General features: G+C 68.6%; 19 protein-coding genes. 8 read left to right on the plus strand and 11 right to left on the minus strand.

The window, feature by feature from the left end; all coding sequences use genetic code 11:
- Positions 1-108 precede the first annotated feature (108 nt).
- The gene (locus tag H8S47_RS10730) at positions 109-504 is read right to left on the minus strand and encodes a DUF4345 domain-containing protein (protein ID WP_187503864.1); all 396 of its coding nucleotides are present in this window, start codon (positions 502-504) and stop codon (positions 109-111) included.
- Entirely contained in the window at positions 501-959 is a 459-nt protein-coding gene (locus H8S47_RS10735) for a DUF2721 domain-containing protein (RefSeq protein ID WP_187503865.1), read from the minus strand. The genes H8S47_RS10730 and H8S47_RS10735 overlap by 4 nt, the downstream gene beginning before the upstream one ends.
- Before the next feature lie 92 nt (positions 960-1051).
- On the opposite strand from H8S47_RS10735, the gene H8S47_RS10740 reads away from it, so the two are divergent.
- Positions 1052-2140: a GNAT family N-acetyltransferase gene (locus H8S47_RS10740; RefSeq protein WP_187503866.1), complete on the plus strand. Its 1089-nt coding sequence runs from the start codon at positions 1052-1054 to the stop codon at positions 2138-2140.
- On the opposite strand, the gene H8S47_RS10745 is transcribed toward H8S47_RS10740, so the two are convergent.
- The 3 genes from H8S47_RS10745 to H8S47_RS10755 are packed head-to-tail and all read right to left on the minus strand — an operon-like array spanning position 2130 to position 6440.
- The gene (locus H8S47_RS10745) at positions 2130-3206 is read right to left on the minus strand and encodes a lipocalin-like domain-containing protein (protein WP_187503867.1); all 1077 of its coding nucleotides are present in this window, start codon (positions 3204-3206) and stop codon (positions 2130-2132) included. The genes H8S47_RS10740 and H8S47_RS10745 overlap by 11 nt on opposite strands.
- The gene (locus tag H8S47_RS10750; protein ID WP_328805499.1) at positions 3206-5764 is read right to left on the minus strand and encodes an FtsX-like permease family protein; all 2559 of its coding nucleotides are present in this window, start codon (positions 5762-5764) and stop codon (positions 3206-3208) included. The genes H8S47_RS10745 and H8S47_RS10750 overlap by 1 nt, the downstream gene beginning before the upstream one ends.
- Positions 5754-6440: an ABC transporter ATP-binding protein gene (locus H8S47_RS10755; protein WP_187503868.1), complete on the minus strand. Its 687-nt coding sequence runs from the start codon at positions 6438-6440 to the stop codon at positions 5754-5756. Before H8S47_RS10755 ends, H8S47_RS10750 begins: the two co-directional genes overlap by 11 nt.
- 256 nt (positions 6441-6696) lie before the next feature.
- Here H8S47_RS10755 and H8S47_RS10760 point away from each other — a divergent pair, with 256 nt between their 5' ends.
- A complete protein-coding gene (locus H8S47_RS10760) occupies positions 6697-9078 on the plus strand; it encodes a bifunctional diguanylate cyclase/phosphodiesterase (protein ID WP_187503869.1) in 2382 nt (793 codons plus the stop codon).
- An 18-nt stretch (positions 9079-9096) separates the two neighbouring features.
- On the opposite strand, the gene H8S47_RS10765 is transcribed toward H8S47_RS10760, so the two are convergent.
- From H8S47_RS10765 to H8S47_RS10785, 5 genes are all read right to left on the minus strand, one after another.
- Positions 9097-9393, minus strand: a complete 297-nt coding sequence (locus tag H8S47_RS10765) for a putative quinol monooxygenase (protein WP_187503870.1) — start codon at positions 9391-9393, stop codon at positions 9097-9099.
- A 49-nt stretch (positions 9394-9442) separates the two neighbouring features.
- On the minus strand, positions 9443-12829 hold the full coding sequence (locus H8S47_RS10770; RefSeq protein WP_187503871.1) for a chromosome segregation SMC family protein: 3387 nt from the start codon (positions 12827-12829) through the stop codon (positions 9443-9445).
- 279 nt (positions 12830-13108) lie between these two features.
- Positions 13109-13849, minus strand: a complete 741-nt coding sequence (locus tag H8S47_RS10775) for a thioredoxin domain-containing protein (protein WP_187503872.1) — start codon at positions 13847-13849, stop codon at positions 13109-13111.
- A gap of 26 nt (positions 13850-13875) precedes the next feature.
- Complete coding sequence (locus H8S47_RS10780; RefSeq protein ID WP_187503873.1) at positions 13876-14541, minus strand: thioredoxin domain-containing protein; 666 nt, start codon at positions 14539-14541, stop codon at positions 13876-13878.
- Positions 14541-15104, minus strand: coding sequence for a DUF721 domain-containing protein (locus H8S47_RS10785; protein WP_133030250.1), 564 nt, complete (start codon positions 15102-15104; stop codon positions 14541-14543). Before H8S47_RS10785 ends, H8S47_RS10780 begins: the two co-directional genes overlap by 1 nt.
- Positions 15105-15130: 26 nt before the next feature.
- On the opposite strand from H8S47_RS10785, the gene H8S47_RS10790 reads away from it, so the two are divergent.
- Genes H8S47_RS10790 through nudC form a run of 3 tightly spaced genes read left to right on the plus strand, consistent with a single transcriptional unit; the run spans position 15131 to position 18428 of the window.
- The gene (locus H8S47_RS10790) at positions 15131-16195 is read left to right on the plus strand and encodes an A/G-specific adenine glycosylase (protein ID WP_398456302.1); all 1065 of its coding nucleotides are present in this window, start codon (positions 15131-15133) and stop codon (positions 16193-16195) included.
- Positions 16192-17544 (plus strand): serine hydrolase domain-containing protein, encoded by a 1353-nt coding sequence (locus H8S47_RS10795; RefSeq protein WP_187503874.1) that lies wholly within the window; start codon positions 16192-16194, stop codon positions 17542-17544. The genes H8S47_RS10790 and H8S47_RS10795 overlap by 4 nt, the downstream gene beginning before the upstream one ends.
- Before the next feature lie 5 nt (positions 17545-17549).
- Positions 17550-18428 (plus strand): NAD(+) diphosphatase, encoded by an 879-nt coding sequence (gene nudC, locus H8S47_RS10800; protein ID WP_187503914.1) that lies wholly within the window; start codon positions 17550-17552, stop codon positions 18426-18428.
- A 153-nt stretch (positions 18429-18581) separates the two neighbouring features.
- On the opposite strand, the gene H8S47_RS10805 is transcribed toward nudC, so the two are convergent.
- Positions 18582-19580 carry an LLM class flavin-dependent oxidoreductase gene (locus tag H8S47_RS10805; RefSeq protein WP_187503875.1) on the minus strand — a complete coding sequence of 333 codons (999 nt, stop codon included), beginning with the start codon at positions 19578-19580 and terminating at the stop codon, positions 18582-18584.
- 125 nt (positions 19581-19705) lie between these two features.
- Here H8S47_RS10805 and H8S47_RS10810 point away from each other — a divergent pair, with 125 nt between their 5' ends.
- The 3 genes from H8S47_RS10810 to glpX all read left to right on the plus strand — a co-directional run bounded on the left by H8S47_RS10810 (position 19706) and on the right by glpX (position 22222).
- Positions 19706-20371 (plus strand): pyrimidine 5'-nucleotidase, encoded by a 666-nt coding sequence (locus tag H8S47_RS10810; RefSeq protein ID WP_187503876.1) that lies wholly within the window; start codon positions 19706-19708, stop codon positions 20369-20371.
- Entirely contained in the window at positions 20368-21189 is an 822-nt protein-coding gene (gene dapD / locus H8S47_RS10815; RefSeq protein ID WP_187503877.1) for a 2,3,4,5-tetrahydropyridine-2,6-dicarboxylate N-succinyltransferase, read from the plus strand. Before H8S47_RS10810 ends, dapD begins: the two co-directional genes overlap by 4 nt.
- 61 nt (positions 21190-21250) lie before the next feature.
- Positions 21251-22222 carry a class II fructose-bisphosphatase gene (glpX, locus tag H8S47_RS10820; RefSeq protein ID WP_187503878.1) on the plus strand — a complete coding sequence of 324 codons (972 nt, stop codon included), beginning with the start codon at positions 21251-21253 and terminating at the stop codon, positions 22220-22222.
- Positions 22223-22375: the final 153 nt, after the last annotated feature.

The following is a 22375-nucleotide window of genomic DNA, read 5'->3' on the forward strand; positions in this document are numbered from 1 at the left end:
GTGGTGGCCCCGCTGGTGAGGGCGGGGGCCGAGACGGAACAGCGGTTACCCTGACCTCCCCCTCCGTCTGGCAAGAGCCAGCCACCTCCCCCTGGCGGGGGAGGATCGTCAGGCTAGGGCCGCCCGCTTGGCGAAATTCCACTGCCACAGCATCAGCAACGGCACGACCACCGTTTCCATCACCAGCCCGAGCACATGCCCCTGCGACGGCACCCCCACCGCCAGCAGAGAAATCCCGCGTGATACGCCGCCGACGAAGATCAGCCCGCCCAGCAGCCGAAACCGCGGCCCCTTCCGCTCGATAGCCGGAATGCAGCTCAGAAACCCGAGGCCGGTCGCGAAGAATATCCCCGAGATATACCGGAAATGGCTATCCAGATCGCGCGGCACCTCGGCGAGATGCCCGAACGGCGCGGGCCCGTGCAGCACGCCTTGGCCGCCGACGATCAGCGGCAACAGGCACGCGACGGCGATGACGGCTTGCAGCAGGCGCTTCTCGATCATGGCAGGTCCCGCAGCAATTCCGGCCGGATCCGGAAGGCCCGCAACGACATCCTGACTTCGAAGATAAACGAGACAAGCGCTGCGATCAGCAGGATCATCGCGAGGATGAAGCACAGCGCCACCGCCGTGCCGAAATGCAGCTTGGCAAGCTCGGCGATGAAGAGGAGCGCGATCAGCACGCAGGTCATGATCGCGCTCGACACCGCCAGGAACAGCGCGGCGTTGATGATCGTCATCCGCCGGTCGAGCAACCGCAGCTCCCAGCCATAGCGGGTCCGCTCGGCCGCAGAGAAATTGGGGTGCAACTGCTCCAGCTTCCGCGCCCGGTCGATCACCCGCGACAGGCGTCCCGCGAGCACGTTCAGCAACTGGCCGATCCCGGCAAGCATGAACACCGGCGCGAGCGAGAGCTGGATCGTCTGGGCGATGGTCGAGATGGCGGGAATGGTCGGCATGCCGCCACCATGATGGGGAATGCCGGATTGCAAAAGGGGGCGATTGCAAAACAGCATGCAATCGTAACCTTCTGCGCGGTATCTAGCGGGCAATGTCCAAGCCGATGCTCCTGGCCGACTTCGTCCGGCTGCCGCCCAACGTCCGCGGCGACGTGGTCGAGGGGCTTGCCGCCGCGATCGACATCGTCGCGGAACGGGGCGCGCACAGCCACCGCTTCCTGCGCTTCGGCTGGTACGCCGCCGCGCTCGCCGCCTATGGCGGACAGGCGCGGACGCTGGTGGTCGAGCAGGACGACGCGCCGGTCCTGACGCTGCCGTTCGTGCCGCTGGGTCCGCGTATGCTCGGGATGGCGGCGATCCCCGGCTGCTACTGGCCGTTCCGCAGCTTCGGCCTCGCGCTCGAAGCCGGCGAGCCCGCGCTGAAGACCGCCTTGTCGACGCTTGCCGCTCACGTGAACGGTCTCAGGATCGGCCCGGTCTACGACAGCGATCCCGCCGCGACCGCGCTGGTTGCCGCCGCTCGCGCGCAAGGCTGGACCGCGATCGACCGCACCATCGGCGACAACTGGTCGCTCGACCTGCCACCGGCGAGAGAAGGCCAGCCCTGGCCGCGCACCTCGACGCTGCGCAAGAACCGCTTCCACGAAAAGCACCTTGCCGAACACGGCGTACCCTATTGGCGCTTCCTGTCGGGTGCGGACTGGCCCGCCGCGTTCGCCGATCTCGGCGCGATCGAGCAGACGAGCTGGATCGCGCACGACACCGATCGCACCGGCATGAAGTTCACCGCCGACGGTCATCTTGCCTTCTGGCAGGCTGCGGTCGCCGATCCGGTGCTTGCCGCGATGTTCCGCGCCGCGCTGCTGACGGTCGACGATAGGCCCGCCGCCTTCTCGTTCGATATCGACACTGGCGAACTGCTGTACGCGGTCGCCAACAGCTACGACCCACGCTTCGCCAAGCATTCGCCGGGCAAACTGCTCTACTGGCGCAACCTGGTCGCGGCGCGCGATCGCGGTATCGGCCGGGTCGACTGGGGCGCGGGCGACAGCGGCTATAAGCAGGTCATAGGCGCCACGATCGACGCGCCGATCCGCGACTGGCTGCTGCTACGCCCCGGCCTGCCAGCGCTCGCCGGTCGCCTGTTCGGCTGGGTCTGGCGGCGCAGCGCTACATCCTGAGCGCGCGGTCGTAGCCGGTAAGCTCCAGATAGCCGCGCCCGCCGCGCGTTCGTACCGCGCCCTCCCAATAGACCGGCATCCCGCTACGTCGCGTATCGAGTTCCTGCGCGGCGAACATCGGCACCAGTCGCCAGCGCTGGAGGCGACCCTCGGCGCGGACGCTCAGTTCCTGCGATACCGGGTACACCGCGCCGGTCGCCTTGCTCCGCCACGTCGCCAGCGTGCGGAACGCGACGTCGCCGGGCGCGAACACCGTCATCCTGCCGTCGGGACGGCGCAGCGATCCGCCTGCCCACACCGTCCCGCCGCCCTTGCGCCGGATCCGGAACGCCATCAGCGCGGAGCCGTCGTCGAAGTTGAGCCCGGTCCAGTCCCACCCTTGCGCAGCCGGTGCGAGATAATCCGACGACCATTCGCGATCGAGCCATGCCTCGCCGGTTACCGGGACCGTCTTGCCGGCCCGCGTCACCTGGCCGCGCACTCGCAGATGCGGCATCGAGTAATAATAACTCGCCTCGTCGGGACGCGCGCCCTTGCGACTATAGCCGCCGCGGCCCTGTGGCAGCGGCGGCTGGGTCGGCTGGAACGACAGGTCGAGCCCGAAATCCTGCGCGGTCACGCGGGTCGCCCAGCGCCCGTCGCCCGCGCGCCGCAACCGCCAGTCGCGGATCGACACATCGGCATCCCCCGTCCGCGCCTCGGCCAGTCCGAAGCCGGCGCGTGCCGCCCGCTCGCTATGCGACAATTTGCCTGTCCTAGGGTCGGACAACGCCGCATGCGCGAACAGCACCTGCCTGGCCGCGAACCTGCTGGGATTGCGCGTATCGATCGGCGGGCGGGTCCGGAAGAACGTCACCTGGAAGCCCAGATCCTTGCCGTCCGTGGTGCGCAACCACCCGGTAAAATACCACCATTCGGTGCGAAACGCCGGATGCGCCCCGTGATCGGCAGGAAAGCGCAGCGTGATGCCGGGCGCCACGACTGGATAGGAAACGGCCGGGGTGGCGGCAGGCGCGATCGCCGCGATCGCTGCGATCCAGCCAAGCGGGATCCAGGAACGTGCCATCACCAATCCTCCCGCACCGATTGCACCGCGCTCTTGGCGTTTGCACGCCGCCCGGCAAGGACTGCGGTCGCCGCCGCCGCACCGGTCAGCGCGGCCGCTACGCCGATCAGCGTGCCGACCGGCACCCGCGTGGTCATCGTCCAGTTGAACGACTGCGGGTTGATCACGTGGATCAGCACCTGCGACAGCAGCAATCCGAGTCCGATCCCGGCCAGCGCCCCGGTCAGTCCGACGATCGCGCCCTCGGTCGCCAGCATCGTCGTCAATTGCCGCCGGGTCAGCCCGAAATGCCGCAACATCCCGAACTCGCGTTCGCGCGCGATCGTCTGCGCCGATATCGTCGCCGCGACGCCGGCAAGCCCGACCAGGATCGCGACCGCCTCCAGCAGATAGGTCACCGCGAAACTGCGATCGAAGATCGTCAGCGCGAGCCGTCGTAGCGTCGCCGGCTGGCTCACTTCGACCTGATCGCGCAACGCTGGCGGCAGCTTGGCGGTCATCGCGCGCGCAACCTGTGCCAAATCCCGGCCGGGTGCGATCGTCGCGGAAATCTCGTCGCGCGCCTCATCGCCGGTCAGTCGCTGGTAATCGCCCTCGTCGATCAGCACCGCCCCCGCTTGGCGCCCGTAATCGCGCCACACGCCGGCGACCACGAACTGCGTCCGTCCGGCGATCGGCAGCGTGATGCGCTCGCCGGGATCCCAACCGTACAGCCGTTGCGCCGGTTCGGAGACCCACACCGGCAGCGCAGTCCTGGGGAGCGGCGGCGCGGTCTCGATCAGCACGAGCAACGGATCCTGGCCATCCCGTTCGGGTCGCGCGATCAGGCTTACCGGCGGTCGGTCGGCGGCGATGGTCAGAGGAATCTGCCGACTGAAAGCGAGCCGCTCGATTCCCGACGTCGTCGCTAGTCGGGTGCGCGTCGCCGGATCGAACGTGGCACCCGCCGTCGTGCGGAAATACAGGTCCGCGCCGAGCACCTGGTTCAGCCACTCGTCGACCGCGCCGCGAAAGCTGGTCACCATCGTCGCCATCGCGATCATCAGCGCAGTCGAGGCGACGATCCCGCACAGCGCGGTCGCAGCCTCGCCGGGCGCGCCGTGCAGATGGCGGATCGCCAGCAGCCCCGGCACGCTCCCGCGCATCCGCTTTGCCAGCGGGGTCAGCAGCGTGCGCGCGAACCACGGTACACCCGCGACGCCGCCCGCGAGCATCAACGCCATCCCCGCAAAGCCGAACAGCGGCAGGCCACCGACCGCAGGCAGCAACGCCGCCGCGCCGCCCGCGATGAGCAACGCGACCGCGGGGCACCACGCCACGCGCCGCCGCGGATCGAGCACGTCGCCGGCATTCTTCAGCGCGGCGGCAGGGGCCGCGCGTGCCGCCACGCGTGCCGGCAGCGCACTTCCCAATATCGACGCAAGCAGGCCGAGCGAGAAGAAGCCGAGCGCCGCGACCGGCTGGATCACGACGTGCGCGGTGGCGCCACCGAAATACCCCGCGCCGAGATCGCCGCCGAACCAGTGCAGCGCGCCCCATGCCAGCGCATAGCCGATGACCAAGCCCGCCGACGCGCCGACCAGCCCGATCGCGAGCCCCTCGACGACGACCGCCGCGATGATTCCGCCGCGCGGCATGCCGAGCGTCCGCAGCAAGGCGAAGGCGCGCTGGCGTCGCACCACCGACAGCGACTGCGCCGAATAGACGAGGAACCCGCCGGTCAGCAGCGCGACCAGCGCCAGCATGTCGAGATTGACCCGGTAGGCGCGCGACAGCGAGTCGCCCTGTGCGTTCTGAGTCTCGGCGGTTGACAGGATCGCGTCCGCCGGCAGCGTGGCCCGCAACGCGGTTTCGGCTGCGCGTCGGTCCGACAGCGCCAGGTCGAGCCGATCGATTCGGTCGAGCCGACCGAAGCGCCACTGTGCCGCGGCGATGTCCATGACGCCGACTGCGACCGCGGCATCGGTCGCCGGCAGGGTACCCGCGACGCGAAGCGGTACCGCCCGCCCGTTGGCGACGACCGTGACCCGGCTGCCGACCTTCGCGCCGACCTGCGTGAGCGCGGCGCGCGACAGGAACAGCGTGTCTTCGTCGAACACGGCGTCTTTGCCGGTGTCCGCCCCCTGCGGTCGCGCGCCGATCAACGAGGGCGTCACGACGGCTGCGCGAACGACATCGACGCCGAGCAACGTCAGGCGCTTCGTGCCGATCCGCGCGTCGAGGCGGACGACCGGGCTCGTATCGGCGACACCGTCGGTTCGTGCGACGCGGGGATAAAGACGTTCGTCGAAGCCGAGCGGACTGGTCGCGCGGACCGACAGTTCGGCCGCACCGCTGACGCCGCGCATCGCACCGTCGAACGACGCGAGCGCGGATCCGTTGACGAGATGGACGGCGAACCCCAGCGCGACTCCGACCGCGATCGCCACGGCGGTCATGACGAAGCGGGCAGGGTGGAACCCCCATTCGCCAGCGATCAGCCAGCCCAGCGCGACGCGCGCCGACCAGAGCCGGGGCTCCGGAGGGCGAGGAGCAGCGGGGCGCGGCTCAGCGATCACGGCGCTCCACCAATCCGTCGCGACCGAGCGTCAGAACGCGATCGGCGATCGCCGCGCTGGCGTCCGAATGCGTCACCATCACGCCCGCCGCCCTGTTATCGCGCACCGCTCCGGCGAACAGCGACAGCACGCGCGCGGCGGTTTCGGGATCGAGATTGCCGGTCGGCTCGTCCGCCAGGATCAGCGCAGGCCGGTGGACCAGCGCGCGGGCGATCGCGACGCGCTGCAACTCGCCGCCTGACAGGTCGCGCGCATACCCATCGCCGCGCCCACCCAGCCCGACCGCCTCGAGCATGGCCTCCGCCCGTGTGCCGGCCGCGGCGGCGTCGGGCGAGACCAGCGTCAACGGCAGCGCGACATTCTGTTGCAGCGTCAGATAGGGCAGGATGTGGAAGGCCTGGAACACGAAGCCGATCCGCTCGCGCCGCAGCCGCGTACGCGCGGTCTCGTCGAGCGCCCCCAGCACCGTCCCGTCGATCGCGACGCTGCCCTCGTCCGCCTCGTCCAGCCCGGCGAGGATGTTGAGCAGCGTCGATTTCCCAACGCCCGATTCGCCGATGATCGCGACGAGTTCGCCCGCGCCGACGTCGAGTTCGAGGTGTTGGAACAGCAGCCGGGGCCCCGGCACCGACTTGCCCAGCGCGCGTACCGCCAGAAGGGTTCGATCGTCCTGCATTCTCGAATCCCCCGCGGTCATCCCTGGTTCGAACGCGTCCGCAACCGGCTCGATCGACGTCCCTCATGTGTGTCGCGAGGAGCTCGACATCAATGCGTGTACGCGAACAGTCAGGTGTCGGCTTCGCAAACGATTGCTGACGAACTTTGTAAGGAACAAGTTTCCTTAACACCTTCATGCGACGAGATAAAAAACTGTCGAAGCGAACGTCGTGCCTATTCTCTTCAATCTGCATTTTCAGCATTCCGGGTCCCTGGTGGCGGTTGCGGTCGGCATCTGCCTGACCGCGGGGTGGTCGGTGGCGCTGCTCACCACCGATCTCGCCGATCCGACGGCGCGCGAGGCCATGGGCTGGCGGCACGTCGCCCTCGCGCTGGCCGCGGGGCTTGGCGTCTGGACCACGCATTTCATCGCGATCCTCGCCTATCGTCCCGACCTGCTGCTTCGCTACGACGCGTTCATGACAATGCTGTCGGCGTTCGTGGGAATCGCCGCGGTCGGGCTGCCGATGGTGGCGATCACCCAAGCACGGACGCGGAGCCAGCGCAGCCTGGCGGGCGCCGTCGCGGGTGGCGGAATCTGGTGCATGCATGCGGTCGGCATCACCGGCATGATGGACTGCGCGCATTTCTTCTCCTGGCCGACCAACATGATCGGCCTGCTGCTCGGGGCGGCGATCGTGGCGGCGTGGCAGTTCAACGCACGCTGGTCGCGCTCGCGCCCGACCGGGTGCCTGTTGTTCGCGCTCGCGGTGTGCGTGACGCATTTCGTCTCGCTGTCCGGCGACATCGTCATCGGCAGCATCGACGAACGGCAGGGTGGCCTGTTGTCGCCCGGGCTGGTCGCCGCCTGCATGGCGTTCGCCGTCTCGGTGACCTGCCTCGGCAGCCTGTTGACGTTCACCCGGATAAAGGTCGCGCGTGAGCAGGAGTCGCGGACGCTCAAGGCGGTGCTGGAGAGCATGACCGACGGGCTCGTGTTCATCGACAGGGACGGGCGGCTACGTCACTTCAACCACCGCTTCCTCGACCTGTTCGATACGCCGGCGGAGGCGATCGCGCCGGGTCTGACGATCGACGCCTTTCTCGATGCGATCGCGCGGTATCGCGACTGGCCTGCCGAAAAGCGCGCGCTGGTCGGCGGCGCGATGAAGCAATGGGTCGAGGCGGACACCGGCTTCGACCGCGAATGCGAGATGGAGGACGGCCGGACCTATCAGATGCAGTGCCGTCCGGTGCCGCGCCAGGGCATCGTCCTGACCTTCACCGACGTCAGCGCGGAGCGGACCGCGCTCGGCGACCTCAAGCATCTCGCCTATCACGATCCGCTGACGGGGCTGGGCAATCGTCGGTCGTTGCGCGAGACGAAGGAGGCGCTCATCGCGCAGGGCGCGCCGTTCTCGCTGCTGTTGATCGATCTCGACGAGTTCAAGCGGATCAACGACGCGTTCGGGCACGGCGTCGGCGACAAGCTGCTGGTGCATGTCGCGACGCAGCTCACCGGGCTGGTCCCGCGCGACAGCTTCATCGCGCGGATGGGCGGGGACGAGATCGCGATCATCGTGCGCGAGATGGGCGAGGCGGCGACCGCGCTGGCGGAGGCGATCGTCGTGCGGTTGAGCGCCCCGGTAGTGGTCGAGGGACGCCGGCTGCTGCCGAGCTGCAGCATCGGCATCTCGGGTTTCGCCGGCGATCTCTCTCCCGAGGACCTGATGAAGCGCGCGGACATGGCGCTGTACGAGGCCAAGCGGCTCGGTCGCCGGCGCGCCCAGGCCTATGTCCCGGGTCTCGCCGAACGCCTCGCCGAGCGCCAGCACATCGTCGACGACCTGCACGAAGCCCTCCAGACCGCCGGCTTCACCCTCGCATTCCAGCCCGTCGTGCAACTGTCGACCGGGATCACCACCGGCTACGAGGCACTGATCCGCTGGAACCACCCGACGCGCGGCTGGGTGCCGCCAGCGCTGTTCATTCCGATCGCCGAGGAATGCGGCCTGATCGAGGATATCGGTCGCTGGGTGATCATGGACGCCTGTCGCCAGCTATCCGGCTGGTCTTCGCACCTGCACGTCGCGATCAACGTATCCGCCGCGCAGCTCAAGTCCGAGGCGCTGGTGCATCATCTGACCCAGGCGATCCTGGTGCACGGGATCGCCGCCGAGCGGGTCGAGATCGAAATCACCGAGACCGCGCTGATCGACGATGCGGACCGGACGGCGGCGACGATCGACCGGATCCGCAGGATCGGCGTGAAGGTGGCGCTCGACGATTTCGGTACCGGCCAGTCGTCGCTCTCGCATCTGCGCGATTTCAAGTTCGACCGGATCAAGATCGACCGGAGCTTCGTGGTTCGTGCGGGCTTCGATCCGCGATCGATGGCGGTGCTGCGCGGGATCGTCGGGGTCGGCAAGGAACTCGGCGTCCTCACTCACGCCGAGGGCGTCGAAACCAGGGACCAGCTCGACCTGCTGCGGATGATCGGTTGCGATGCCGTACAGGGCTATCTCGTCGGTCGACCGGTGACGCCCGGCAACGAGCAGATCGAGCGGTTCGAGCGCGTCCTTCAGAAGGCCACAGCGCACCGCGAACGTCGGGGGCCGCCCGAACTACCGGAGCAGCCCCAGCGGTTTGCCGCCTGACCCGGGGTCAGCGTTCGATCAGCCGACGTCGACGGGATGCGTCACGATGATCGTCGGACGGGCCGCGGCGAGATCGCGCGCGGCGAGGCCGAACGCCTTGAAGTGATCCGACGCCATGTGCTGCTGTACGGCTGCGTCATCGACATAGAGTTCGTTGAACACGAAGCGGCGCTCGCCTTCGGCTTCCTGCCATAGCTCGTAGTGCAGCACGCCCGGCTCGGCCCGCGATGCCGCGACGCAGATCTTCGCCGCGGCAACGAACGCCTCGTCCTGGCCGGGCTTGACGGTAACCAACGCAACTACCTTGACGGCCATGACTTCGAATCCTCGAAAATTAGATGGTGCGGCCAACCTATCCCAAACATCAGCCCGTGGCGATCAATCCGGTTGCGGCCTGGAGATCGACCGACACCAGCCGGCTGACGCCGCGTTCGATCATCGTGACACCGAACAGGCGGTGCATGCGGCTCATCGTGACGGCGTTGTGCGTGACGACGAGGTAGCGCGTGTCGGTGTCGCGCGACATACGGTCGAGCAGATCGCAGAAGCGCTCGATATTGGCGTCGTCGAGCGGCGCGTCGACCTCGTCGAGGACGCAGATCGGCGCGGGGTTGGTCAGGAACAGGCCGAAGATCAGCGCGACCGCGGTGAGCGCTTGCTCACCGCCGGATAGGAGAGTGAGCGACTGGAGGCGTTTGCCGGGCGGTTGCGCCATGATCTCGAGTCCGGCTTCGAGCGGGTCGTCGGAGTCGATCAGTTCGAGATGCGCGGCGCCGCCGTCGAAGAGGGTGGTGAAGAGGCGCTGGAAATGGCCGTTCACCGCCTCGAACGCGGCGAGCAGGCGCTGGCGGCCTTCGCGGTTGAGCGTGCCGATCGAGCCGCGCAGGCGGTTGACGGCTTGCCCTAGTTCTTCGCGTTCGACCGCGTTGCCGCGCGCGGAATCTTCGAGTTCGGCGAGTTCGGTCTCGGCGACGAGGTTGACCGGGCCGATCCGCTCCCGATCGGTGGCGAGGCGGTCGTGCGTGGCGGACTCTTCGGTTGGCGCGCGGACGTCGGCGACCGCGAAGCCGAGGCGTTCGGGGAGGACGGGGGCGGGGCATTGGAAGCGTTCGCCCGAGAGGCGGCCGAGATCGAGGCGGCGCGCTTCGTGGTTTTCGACGCGGGCGATCGCCCCGGCGCGCGCTTCGCGGGCGACGGCGAGCGCTTCGGTGGCGGCGCGGTGAGCGTCGTCGACGGTGCGGGCAGCGGTTTCAGCGGTGCGTTCGGTGGCGAGGAGCGCGTCGGCGGTTGTGCGCGCGTCTTGGTGTTCGGCGTCGAGCGTCTCGATTTCAGCGTCGAGGGCGGCGGGGCGAGCGGCGATCGCGGCGAGGTCGGTGCCGAGCGTGGTTTCGCGCGCGTCCATGGCGGCGATGCGTTTGGCGGCTTCACCGGCGCGCGCGCGCCAGCTTCGGGTGTCGGCTTGCGCTGCGGACAGGCGTTCGCGGTTGGTGGCAATGCTGCGGTTGAGCGTGGTGCGATCGGCGCGGGTCTGCGCGACGGCGGCGCGGGCACGTTCGGCGTCGTATTGGAGCGTGGTGACCTGGCGCGCGTTGGCGGTGCCGTCGGGGACGGCGGCCATCGCGGCTTCAGCGCGGGTGTGGTCGGCGTGCGCGTCGGCGACGTCGTCGGCGATGCGGTGCGCGCGGATGTCGAGGTCTGCGCGTTGGGTGGCGAGGCGTTCGAGCGCGGCGGCGGCGCGGTCCTCCTGGCGGATGGCGTCGCGCGCGGCGGTTTCGGCGCGTTGTAGGGCGGCGCGGGCGGTTTGCGACTGGCCTCTAGCCTGGGCGATGCGCTCGTCGATCGCGGCGCGGGTTCGTTCGGCGTCGTCCAGCGCTTTGGCCGCAGCGGGGCGGGCGGCCTGGAGCGCGGCGAGGCGGTTGCGGCGGACGAGGCGTTCGGCGGCGGCCGCGCCGGTGCCGGTTGCGGTGAAGCCGTCCCAGCGGCGGAATTTGCCGTCCCGGGTGACGATTCGCTGGCCGACGGCGAGGTGTTGCTGGCGGTCGGTGTCGACGACGAAGATTTGCGCGAGCCTGCGGGCGAGGGCGGGGGGCGCGTCGACATGCTTTGCCAGCGGTTCGGTGTCGGCGGGCGCGGCGGGGTCGTCTTCGCGGGGCTTGGCGCCGGCCCATGCGTCTAGGTTGGTGTCTAGATCGTCGCCGAGCGCGGCGGCGAGCGCGCGTTCGTAGCCCGTGCTGGCCGAGACATGGTCGAGCAGCCGGTCGCGGCCGCTGCGCTGCGTTGCCTTGGTGAGCGCCGTCACTTCGCTGTCGATCGCGGCGAGGTCTGCGCGAGCGGTGGCGCGGGCGGTTTCGGCGGCGTCGCGCGCGCTGGTCGCGGCGGCTTCGTCGGTGTCTGCGCGGGTTAAGGCCTGGCGGGCGGACTCTGCGGCTGCGGTTGCAGTGCGTCGAGCTTCGGCAGCGGTTTCGCGCTCTGCCGCTAGCGGGACGGGGTCGCCGAGCGCGCGGAGGGCGGCGGCGATCTGCGCGGCGTCGCGATCGGCGCGGTCGGCGCGGGTGCGAGCGGCGGCGAGGGCGGCGCTGGCGACGCGGACTTCGGCGGCGTCGCGGGCTTGGGTGGCGAGCGCCTGGGCGAGCGCGACTTCGGCGTCGCGGGCGCGACGTTCGGATTCGGCGAGTGCGGCGTCGAGATCGGGGATCGCGGCGGTGGCATCGGCGATCGCGGTGTCGAGCGTCTTGGCCTCGTCGGCGAGGCGGGCGAGCGCGGCGGCGGCGTCGCTGGCGAGCGATCCTTCGCGGGCGCGGTCGTCGGCGATCCGGGCGCGGGCGTCGGTGAGGTCGGTGATCCTGCGCTCGACGCTGGCCTTTTCGGTTTTCAGCGCGGCGAGGCGGTGGGCGAGATCGCCGACGCGGTCGCGGGCGGCGAGGGCGGCGGCGCGGGCGGTGGAGACGGCTTCGACGGCGCGGTGCTGATCTGCGGCGGCTGCGCGTTCGGCGTCGGTGCCGGCGCGGACGTGGGCTTCGGCGGCGGTGGCTTCGGCCTTGGCGGCGTCGGATGCGGCGGCGGCTTCGCGCCAGCGGGCGAAGAGCGTGCGGGCTTCGGCGACGCGGATCTGGGCGGAGATCAGGCGATAGCGTTCGGCGGCGCGGGCCTGGCGTTTCAGCGTGGCGGCGCGCGCGTCCTGGTCGGAGATGATCTCGTCGAGCTTGGCGAGATTGGCTTCGGTGGCGCGGAGTTTCCCCTCGGCGTCTTTCCGCCGGACGTGGAGTCCGGCGATCCCGGCGGCTTCCTCCAGCATCGCGCGGCGGTCGGCGGGCTTGGCGGCGATGACCGCGCCGATCTTGCCTTGGCTGACGAGCGCGGGCGAGTGCGCGCCGGTGGCGGCGTCGGCAAAGAGGAGGCCGACGTCCTTCGCGCGGACGTCGCGGCCGTCGATCCGGTAGGCGGAGCCGGCGCCGCGTTCGATCCGGCGGACGATTTCGCGCTCGTTGCCCGCGATTTCGGCAAGGATCGAGACTTCGGCGAAGTCGCGCGGCGGGCGGGTCGCGGTGCCGGCGAAGATGACGTCTTCCATGCCGGCGCCGCGCAGGGATTTGGCGCTGGCCTCGCCCATCGTCCAGCGGAGCGCTTCGAGGAGGTTGGACTTGCCGCAGCCATTGGGGCCGACGACGCCGGTCAGGCCGGGTTCGATGCGGAGGTCGGCGGGGTCGACGAAGCTCTTGAAGCCGGTGATGCGGAGGCGCTTGATCTGCATTCTTGCGCCCCCCGACGACTGGTGTTGATCTTACCCCGGACCGTTGCGCTGTTGTTTCCCCGCGAAGGCGGGACCCAGACTGGGCTCCCGCCTTCGCGGGAGAACAAGGAAGAGTCGGCTACCCTGGCACGTGCTTGCCGCGGTCGGCCTCCCCCCGGCGAAGGCCGGGGCCCAATTGGGGGACGTCGCTAACGAAGGTTGCGCTCCGTTATTGCAACCTTTCCAATTGGGCCCCGGCCTTCGCCGGGGTGGTACGTGTGGGTGGAGACGACGTGCGTCTTACGCCCCAGCCGCCTTCAGCGCCTTCTCCATCTGGTCCCAGCTCACGACCTGGTCGAGCTTCTTGTCGTTGATCAGGAACGTCGGCGTGCCCGTCACCGTCCCCGCCTGCATCGCATTCTCGGTCGGCTTGGCCATCACTTCGAGCTGCTTCTGATCGGCGAGGCACGCGCGCGCCTTCGCTTCCGGGATCCCGCGCTGCTTCACGAAATCGATCGCGCCCATCTGTTCGGCGAGCTTGGTCGCGACGACCGTCGGCGGCTGATTGGCCAGCCCCTGCTGCTGCGCAGGCGTCATCGCCTGGAGCTTGTCGAGGAACGCGATCTGGTTGCCGTACATCTGCTCGAGGATCGGGAAGAACGGCGCGACGCCACCGCACTGGCCGAGCAGCGTCAGCGCCACGTCGGGCGCACCGTGGACGAGGAAGTCGCGGAATTCGAAGCTGACTTTGCCTGTCGAGACGTACTTTTCCGTCAGCGGCTTGTACGCCTCGCGGGCGAATGCGCCGCAGGTCGGGCACGAGCGCGCGCCATATTCGACGAGCTTGATCGGCGCGTTCGGGTTGCCCATCAGGTAACCCTCGGGGGTCTTCACGACGGTCTCGGTCCAGTTCTGGCCGGCGGGGGCTGCGGCGGCTGCTACCGGCGCGGCGGCGGGCTGGTCGACGTTACCGGTCGAATCGTTCTTCGAGCAGGCGGCGAGCGCGAGCGGCAGGACGGCGAGCGTGGTCAGGAACTTCATCGGGTTACTCCAGTGGATCACGAGAATTAATGGGCGCCGGCCTTGCGGAGCGCGGGTTCGAGCTGTTCCCAGCCGACATGCGGGACGAGTCTGCCGTTGAGGTAGAAGGTCGGCGTCGAGTCGATCTCCTTCGGCGCGTCGGCGGTCAGTTTGACGATGCGGTCGATCTCGGGCTGGTTGGCGAAGCACGCGTTGATCGCGGCGTCCGAGAGCCCGCGTGCCTTGATCATCGCGGTCAGGCCGGAGCCGTCGGCGTTGGCGCGAATCTGGGCCGCCGCCGGGTACATGTTCAGGCGCGCGGCGTTGCCTTGCTGGTATTCGATCCCGCGCTCGAGCCATTGCGGCTGTGCGGCGAAGATCGCGGACGAGGTGGCGGAGAAGCCCTTCGGGCCGGTGCAGCGGGCGAGGATCGCGGCCGACAGATCGAGCCGGTCGCGGATGAAGTGGCGGAATTCGAGGCTGGTCGAGCCCGATGCGATCATCTGGCGCTTGAGCACGGGTTCGGATTTCACCGAGAAATCGGCGCAGTGCGAGCAGGTGTAGCTGGCATATTCGACCAGCTTTACGCGGGCCGCGGGGTTGCCGATCAGGTAGGCGCCCGAGGGGAGGATGCGCGCGGTCTGTGACCAGTCGCGCTTGGGCGCAGCGCCGGTCAGCAGGAAGAGGGCGAAGACGGCAAAGAGGACGCGCATCAGGTGATCCTGGGAAGGCCGTGCGTCGAGGCGACGCCGGCGGCGAGGGATTCGAGGACGGCGCGCAGTTCCGGATCGGCGATGCCCTTCAGGCTCATACCGAGATCGACGGGGACCGGGCGGATCGATGGCGGTGCTTTGCGCGGGACGGGGGCGGCGACCTCACCCTGGCGGATCGCGACCTTCACGATCGCGGCGTAGCCGAAGAAGCGGTTCACGCGCTCGATGATCTCGGGCGCGATGTGCTGCATCATCGGTGCATGCGCGCCGCGGACGGTAAGCGTGAGGACGCCGTCCTGTTTCTTGCCGACCGGGAAGCGGATCGATTCGGGAATGCTCGCGCCCGCCAGTTTCGCGCCGACGATCTCGGGCCAGCGGCTGACGATCGACGACTGGACGAAGCCGAATCGGCGGAACGCCGCGCCGCCGATCGCGGGCAACAGTTCGGCGACCGCGCGCGAACGGTTCTCACGCGGGGCGTCGGGATCGGTCCTGCCTTTGATGCGCTTCGTCGCCGGCTTGGGCGTCGCAGATTTAGGCACAGAAACGGGCGGCTTGCTCATCTGCGAACCCATGCCATAGGCGACGCGTGAACGCCAAGCGCTCTTCGGTCTCCGGGGCCCTGCTCGACTGGTATGACGCGCATCGTCGCGACCTGCCGTGGCGCGCGAAGCCGGGCGAGGCGGTCGATCCGTACCGGGTGTGGCTGTCCGAGGTGATGTTGCAGCAGACGACGGTGGCCGCGGTGACGCCGCGGTTCCTCGCGTGGACCGCGCGGTGGCCGGATTTCGCGAGTCTGGCGGCGGCGGATGACGCCGATGTGATGGCCGCGTGGGCGGGGCTTGGGTACTACGCACGGGCGCGGAACCTGGTGAAGGCGGCGAAGGCTGTGGTTTCGGATCACGGCGGCGTGTTTCCGCGGACCGAGGCCGAGTTGCGTGCGCTGCCAGGGCTGGGAGCGTACACCGCGGCGGCGGTGGCGGCGATCGCGTTCGGCGAGCGCGCAGTGGTGGTCGATGCGAATGTCGAGCGGGTGGTCGCGCGGCTGTTTGCGATCGATACGCCTTTGCCGGCGGCGCGGCCTGCGATTCGGGTGGCGGCGGACTCGATCACGCCCGACCTCCGCGCGGGAGACTTTGCGCAGGCGATGATGGATCTGGGGTCGGGGACCTGCACTTCGCGCGCGCCGAAGTGCCTGCTGTGTCCGATCCGCGAGCTTTGCGAGGGGTTTGCGCAAGGCGCGCCCGAGCGGTTGCCGGTGAAGGCGAAGAAGGCAGCTAAGCCTCAGCGCTACGGGACGATCTTCTGGCTGGAACGCGACGGACAGGTGTTGCTCGTGCGGCGGCCGGATACGGGTTTGCTGGGCGGAATGCGGGCGTTTCCGACCGGGCCTTGGGGCGAGACGGCGCCCGGTTTCGAAGACGCGCCGGCGCAGGCGGAGTGGCGGATGCTGGACGAGACCGTCGCGCACGGATTTACGCATTTCGATCTGCAGCTGACGCTTGCGGTGGCGACGGTCGAGGCGCATCAACCGCGCGTTCCGACGGCAAGCGAATGGTGGCCGATCGACGACCTGGATACCGCCGGGCTGCCGACCGTTTTCGCCAAGGCCGGGAAAGCCATTCGGAACTGGGCCATACGGAGATCTGCATGAAACTGGTGCACTGGATTTCGACGGGGGGCCTCGTCGCGCTGGCCGCCGCTACGGCCTATGCCCAGCAGGCGCAGCTCCGACCTCAGATACGCCCGCAGGCTCGGCCGGCGCCGCGGATGACGATCCCGGTCAAGGCGCTGCTGCCTGCGACGACCGCGCTGTTCGACGGCTATGTCGCGCAGGACAAGATGCCGGGGATCGTCGGGGCGTTCGGTGTCGGCGACGGCCCGACGCTGTTCCCGGCGGCAGGCAAGATCAGCGACGATCCGAATGCACCGGCGGCGGGCCCCGACTCGCTGTGGCGCGTCTATTCCATGAGCAAGCCGATCACGGGTATGTCGGCGATGATGCTGGTCGAGGACGGCAAGCTCAACCTCGACGATCCGGTCAGCAAATATATCCCGGCGTTCAAGGACATGAAGGTCGCGACCAGCCCCGACACGTCGCTCGCCACGCGGCCGGCGACGCGGCCGATCACGATCCGCAACCTGCTGACGCATACCGCCGGGCTCGGCTACACGATCGTCACCAAGGGGCCGCTGCTTAAGGAATATGAGCGGCTCGGCATCCTGCCGCTGTCGGTCAGCGCGGCGATGGAAGAGAAGATGCGGCCCGTTCGGCCGAAGTCGCTCGAAGAGTTCGCGAACCGCGTCGCGACGCTGCCGCTGATCGCCGATCCGGGGACAAAGTGGAGTTATTCGATCGGGCTCGACGTGATGGGGCGGGTGATCGAGGTCGCCAGCGGCATGAGCTTCGAACGGTTCGTGCAGACGCGGCTGTTCGATCCGCTCAAGATGAAGTCGAGCTTCTGGCAGGTGCCGCAGAGCGAGGTCGGGCGGCTGGCGACCAACTACGCGTTCGTCGGCGATACGCGGACACCGCTCGATCCGGCGGCGAACTCGGTGTTCCTGCAGAAGCCTAGCTTTCCGTATGGCGGCGCGGGCCTCGTGATGTCGGCGCGCGATTACGACCGGTTCCTGCACATGATCCAGGACGGCGGGACGCTCGACGGCGTCCGCGTGATGAAGCCCGAGACGATCGCGCTCGCGACGTCGAACCTGCTGCCGCCGGGCGTGACCTATGGTGGCGTGAGCGGTGGGACCGGCGGCACGAAGGGGAGCAACATGGGCTTCGGCGCGGGCGGTTCCGTTGTGCTCGCGACGACGCCGAACGGGCCGGGCAAGGGGACCTATGCCTGGGGCGGTGCGGCGGGGACGATTGCGTGGGTCGATCCGCTGAAGCATTCGCGCGGCAGCGTGATGGTCAATTACTTCCCGGCGGATCGCATTCCGCTGCGCGAGCAGGTGGTCGCGGCGCTGATGCAGGACGCGGCGAGGTTGCGCCGATGAGCGTGATGGAAGCACCTGGGTTTACGGGTGGGACGCTCGACCGGTCCGATGCGCTGCGCCACGATCCGGAAGGGCTGGCGGCGGCGCAGCGTGATTGGCGCGCGCGGTTGCTAGTGCTCGACGGGCTGCTGCCGGGCACGACCGACGACGGGCGTCTCGCCTGGACGTCGATGGCGGACATGTCCGACGATGCCGAGCCGATCCTGCTGGGGCTCGACGAGAGCAGCCGGCCGCATTTCGCGGCGCTGCTCGCGGGGATGCAGGTCGACAATGCGCCGGCGATGCGGTCGCCTGCGCTGATGGCAGTGCTGGCCGCGCTCGAACCGGGTGAGGCGGCGACGTACGCTGGTGCGCGCAGCGTCATCGATTGGCATGTCCGACATGGCTTCTGCGCGAAATGTGGATCTCCGACCGAGGTTTTCAGAGCCGGTTGGGCGCGCAAATGTCCGAACTGCGGGACCGAGCATTTCCCGCGCGTCGACCCGGTGGTGATCATGATCGCCGAGCATGACGGGCGCGCGTTGCTCGGACGCGGCAAGGGGTGGCCGCCGGGGCGGTATTCGGCGCTGGCGGGGTTCCTGGAGCCGGGCGAGTCGATCGAGGAGGCGGTCGCGCGCGAGATTCTCGAGGAGTCTGGGGTTCGCGTCGGCAAGGTGCGCTATGTCGCGAGCCAGCCCTGGCCGTTTCCGTCTTCGCTGATGGTCGCGTGCGTGGCGGAGGCCGAGGACGACGCGATCACGCTCGATGTGAACGAGCTGGAGGATGCGATGTGGGTGCCGCGCGAGATGGTGCGGGCTGTGTTGCGCGGGGAAGAGGGGCCGTTCGTGGCGCCGCCGTCCTATGCGATTGCGTATACGTTGTTGAAGGAATGGGCGGGGGAATAGGCGCGTCGCTAGCCAAGAGGGTAAGCAGGCTCCCCTCCCTGAAAGGGAGGGGTTGGGGGTGGGTTGGTCAGCTTTGGCCGCAACCGCCCGGATATGCGGAAACCGACCCACCCCCGTCCCCTCCCTTGCAGGGAGGGGGGAAGATGACGTTCCTTACGCCGCGATCTTCAAATCCTGCATCACGTCCGCCGTGATCGACAAACTCCGCTTGCGCGCGTCATGGTCGTAGATCGCGCTCGTCACCATGACCTCGTCGACCCCGGTCCGCTCGATGAACGCGGCGATCCCGCGGGCGACCTTGGCCGGGCTGCCGACCGCCGAGCATTGCAGCACATGGTCGAGGATCTGGTTGCCCTGCGCGCCAAGCGACTCGCGGTAGCCGGCGAGGGGCGGCTTCATCTTGCCGGGGTTGCCGGTGCGAAGCGCCACGAACGACTGCTGCTGCGAACTGGCGAGCAGTTCGGCCTCGGCGTCCGTGTCCGCCGCGAACACGTTGAAGCCGGCCATCGCGTGCGGCTTGGCAAGGCGCGCCGACGGACGGAAATCGCGGCGGTAGATCGCCAGCGCGGCATCGAGCGCGTCGGGCGCGAAATGCGAGGCGAAGGCGTAGGGCAGGCCAAGCGCGGCGGCGAGTTGCGCACCGAACGTGCTGGAGCCGAGAATCCACATATCGACATCCGCACCCGCACCCGGCGTGGCGACGATCCCGGTCTGGCCGTCGTTCGCGAAATAGCTCTGCAGCTCCATCACGTCCTGCGGGAAGGCGTTGGCGTCGGTCTCCAGCGTGCGGCGCATCGCGCGCGCGACGCGCTGGTCCGAGCCGGGCGCGCGGCCGAGACCCAGGTCGATGCGGCCGGGGAACAGCGCATCGAGCGTGCCGAACTGCTCGGCGATCACCAGCGGCGCATGGTTGGGGAGCATGATGCCGCCCGACCCGACGCGGATGGTGGAGGTCGCGGCGGCGACGTGCGCGATCACGACCGCGGTCGCGGCGGAGGCGATCCCGGTCATGCCGTGATGTTCGGCGACCCAATAGCGCTGGAATCCGACGCTCTCGGCATGGCGCGCGAGATCGGCCGCGTTGGCGAGCGATTGGGAGATGGTGCCGCCTTCGACGACGGGGACCAGATCGAGCAGGGAATAGCGTGTCATGCACCAGAGATAGGTACCGAACGGTAGCTTATCCACCCTTGATGTGGATTGCGGTACTTTCGTCTGCTTGGGCAAGCGTCAGCCGGCTTGTCGCCACGCCTCGCGCTCCCTAGAGGTTCCGGCCGATGCTTGCCCGCCTAAATCACGTCCGCAACTGGATCTTCGATCTCGACAACACGCTGTACCCGGCGAGCGCGGACCTGTTCGCGCAGGTCGATCAGCGGATGACCGGGTTCATCCAGGATCTGCTCGGCCTCGACCATGACGAGGCGCGGCGCGTGCAGAAGGGGTATTTCCACAACCACGGCACGACGCTGTCGGGGTTGATGACCGAGCATCATGTCGACCCGCACGCGTTCCTGGAGCATGTCCACGATATCGAGATGGACGTGCTGGAGCATGACGCGCCGCTGGTCGCGGCGATCGCCAAGCTGCCGGGGCGCAAGCTGGTCTTTACCAACGGCGACAAGCCCTATGCGCTGAAGATCCTCGATCGGCTCGGGCTGGGCGAGAGTTTCGAGGCGATCCACGACATCCACGCGATGGACCTGATGCCGAAGCCGCATGCGTCGGCCTATGCAGGCTTCTGCGCGGCGTTCGATATCGATCCGCGGGAGTCGCTGTTCGTCGACGACATGACGCGCAATCTCGCGCCGGCCAAGGCGATCGGGATGACGACCGTGTGGGTCGACAACGGCTCCGAGCAGTCCCCCGGCGGCGCGCGCGACCACATCGATTTTACCGTGCCGGTGCTTGCGCCGTGGCTCGAAACCATCCTGGAGACATCATGACCTTGCAGACCATCATCGACGCCGCCTGGGATGACCGCGCGAACCTCGGCCTCGATACCAGGGGTGAGATCCGCGATGCCGTCGAGTCCGCGCTGGCGATGCTGGACGCGGGAACGGCCCGCGTTGCCGAGCCGACGGATGGCGGCTGGCAGGTCAATCAGTGGCTGAAGAAAGCCGTGCTGCTTTCGTTCCGGCTCAACGACAATGTCGTGATCGACGGCGGTTCGGCCGGTGCGCCGGCGTTCGACAAGGTGCCGTCGAAGTTCGCGGGCTGGGGCGATGCGGAGTTCCGTGCGGCGGGTATCCGCGTCGTGCCGGGTGCGGTCGCGCGGCGCGGGAGCTTCATCGCCAAGGGCGCGATCCTGATGCCGAGCTTTGTCAACATCGGCGCCTATGTCGGCGAGGGCACGATGGTCGACGCGTGGGCGACCGTCGGCAGTTGCGCGCAGATCGGCAAGAACGTCCATCTGTCGGGCGGAGCCGGCATCGGCGGCGTGCTCGAGCCGTTGCAGGCCGATCCTGTCATCATCGGCGACGGCGCGTTCATCGGCGCGCGCGCGGAAGTGGCCGAGGGCGTTCGCGTCGGCGAGGGCGCGGTGCTGTCGATGGGCGTGTACCTCGGCGCCTCGACCAAGATCATCGACCGCAAGACTGGCGAGGTGTTCAAAGGCGAAGTGCCGCCATACGCCGTCGTTGTGCCAGGCACGATAGGTGGGGTCGGTAACGTGACGCCCGCTTTGTATTGCGCCGTGATTGTCAAACGGGTCGACGCGCAAACCCGCTCGAAGACCAGCATCAACGACCTGCTAAGGGACTGATCGGGTCGACAATGCTGCGACTGCTGCCTATCCCCGACGAAACAGTCCGAGGAGAAATATTTTGACCGCTGCCGCCAGCCAGGTTCTCGACCGCGTCCTCGTCCTCGAAATGGTCCGCGTGACCGAGGCCGCAGCGATCGCCGCGTCCACGCTCGTCGGGCGTGGTGACGAGAAGGCCGCGGATGCGGCTGCGGTCGAGGCGATGCGCGAGGCGCTCAACTCGCTGTACATGGACGGCACCGTCGTGATCGGCGAGGGCGAGCGCGACGAGGCGCCGATGCTGTTCATCGGCGAGAAGGTCGGCTCCGCGATCGGCAAGGGCCCGAAGATCGACATCGCGCTCGACCCGCTCGAAGGCACGACGATCTGCGCCACCGCAGGGCCGAACAGCCTCGCCGTGCTGGCGATCGCCGAAGAGGGCGGGCTGCTCAACGCGCCCGACGTCTACATGGACAAGATCGCGGTCGGGCCAGGCTATCCCGAGGGCATCATCGATCTCGACAAGACGCCGACCGAGAACATCAACGCCGTCGCCGCCGCCAAGGGCGTGCCGGCGCGCGACCTGATCGTGTGCGTGCTCGATCGTCCGCGTCACGAAAAGCTGATCGCCGAGCTGCGGAAAGTCGGCTGCGGGATCATGCTGATCGGTGACGGCGACGTCGCCGGCGTGATCGCGACGTCCGATCCCGAGACCACGGTCGACGTGTATATGGGTTCGGGCGGCGCGCCCGAGGGTGTGCTGGCGTGCGCTGCGCTGCGCTGCGTCGGCGGTCAGTTCAAGGGTCGGCTGCTGTTCCGCAACGACGACGAGCGCGGCCGTGCGGCGAAGTGGGGGATCACCGATCTCGACAAGCAGTACGACCTGTCCGAGCTGGCGAAGGGCGACTGCATCTTTGCGGCGACCGGCGTGACGGACGGCTCGCTGCTGGCCGGCGTGAAGCGGAAGAAGGGCAAGATGACCACCGAGAGCGTCGTGATGCGCGCGTCTTCGGGGACGGTGCGCTGGGTCAAGGGCGAGCATCGGACGGATTGAACGAGCGACCCGAGTGGGGAGCACCACCCCGGCGAAGGCCGGGGCCCAAGTGGAACGTCCAGAGTAATGAAGCGGATCGCGCCGTTAGCGACGTTTCCCAATTGGGCCCCGGCCTCCGCCGGGGTGGAGCGCTTGGCTAAGGCAAGGGACTGA

It is taken from the genome of Sphingomonas albertensis (assembly GCF_014358075.1).
Lineage (GTDB): Bacteria > Pseudomonadota > Alphaproteobacteria > Sphingomonadales > Sphingomonadaceae > Sphingomonas > Sphingomonas albertensis.

Excerpts from the sequence above, each read along its gene's own strand:
- H8S47_RS10730 (WP_187503864.1), bottom strand. The coding sequence starts at position 504 with ATGATCGAGAAGCGCCTGCTGCAAGCCGTCATCGCCGTCGCGTGCCTG.
- H8S47_RS10735 (WP_187503865.1), bottom strand. The coding sequence starts at position 959 with ATGCCGACCATTCCCGCCATCTCGACCATCGCCCAGACGATCCAGCTC.
- H8S47_RS10740 (WP_187503866.1), top strand. The coding sequence starts at position 1,052 with ATGTCCAAGCCGATGCTCCTGGCCGACTTCGTCCGGCTGCCGCCCAAC.
- H8S47_RS10745 (WP_187503867.1), bottom strand. The coding sequence starts at position 3,206 with ATGGCACGTTCCTGGATCCCGCTTGGCTGGATCGCAGCGATCGCGGCG.
- H8S47_RS10755 (WP_187503868.1), bottom strand. The coding sequence starts at position 6,440 with ATGCAGGACGATCGAACCCTTCTGGCGGTACGCGCGCTGGGCAAGTCG.
- H8S47_RS10765 (WP_187503870.1), bottom strand. The coding sequence starts at position 9,393 with ATGGCCGTCAAGGTAGTTGCGTTGGTTACCGTCAAGCCCGGCCAGGAC.
- H8S47_RS10770 (WP_187503871.1), bottom strand. The coding sequence starts at position 12,829 with ATGCAGATCAAGCGCCTCCGCATCACCGGCTTCAAGAGCTTCGTCGAC.
- H8S47_RS10775 (WP_187503872.1), bottom strand. The coding sequence starts at position 13,849 with ATGAAGTTCCTGACCACGCTCGCCGTCCTGCCGCTCGCGCTCGCCGCC.
- H8S47_RS10780 (WP_187503873.1), bottom strand. The coding sequence starts at position 14,541 with ATGCGCGTCCTCTTTGCCGTCTTCGCCCTCTTCCTGCTGACCGGCGCT.
- H8S47_RS10785 (WP_133030250.1), bottom strand. The coding sequence starts at position 15,104 with ATGAGCAAGCCGCCCGTTTCTGTGCCTAAATCTGCGACGCCCAAGCCG.
- H8S47_RS10795 (WP_187503874.1), top strand. The coding sequence starts at position 16,192 with ATGAAACTGGTGCACTGGATTTCGACGGGGGGCCTCGTCGCGCTGGCC.
- nudC (WP_187503914.1), top strand. The coding sequence starts at position 17,550 with ATGGAAGCACCTGGGTTTACGGGTGGGACGCTCGACCGGTCCGATGCG.
- H8S47_RS10805 (WP_187503875.1), bottom strand. The coding sequence starts at position 19,580 with ATGACACGCTATTCCCTGCTCGATCTGGTCCCCGTCGTCGAAGGCGGC.
- H8S47_RS10810 (WP_187503876.1), top strand. The coding sequence starts at position 19,706 with ATGCTTGCCCGCCTAAATCACGTCCGCAACTGGATCTTCGATCTCGAC.
- dapD (WP_187503877.1), top strand. The coding sequence starts at position 20,368 with ATGACCTTGCAGACCATCATCGACGCCGCCTGGGATGACCGCGCGAAC.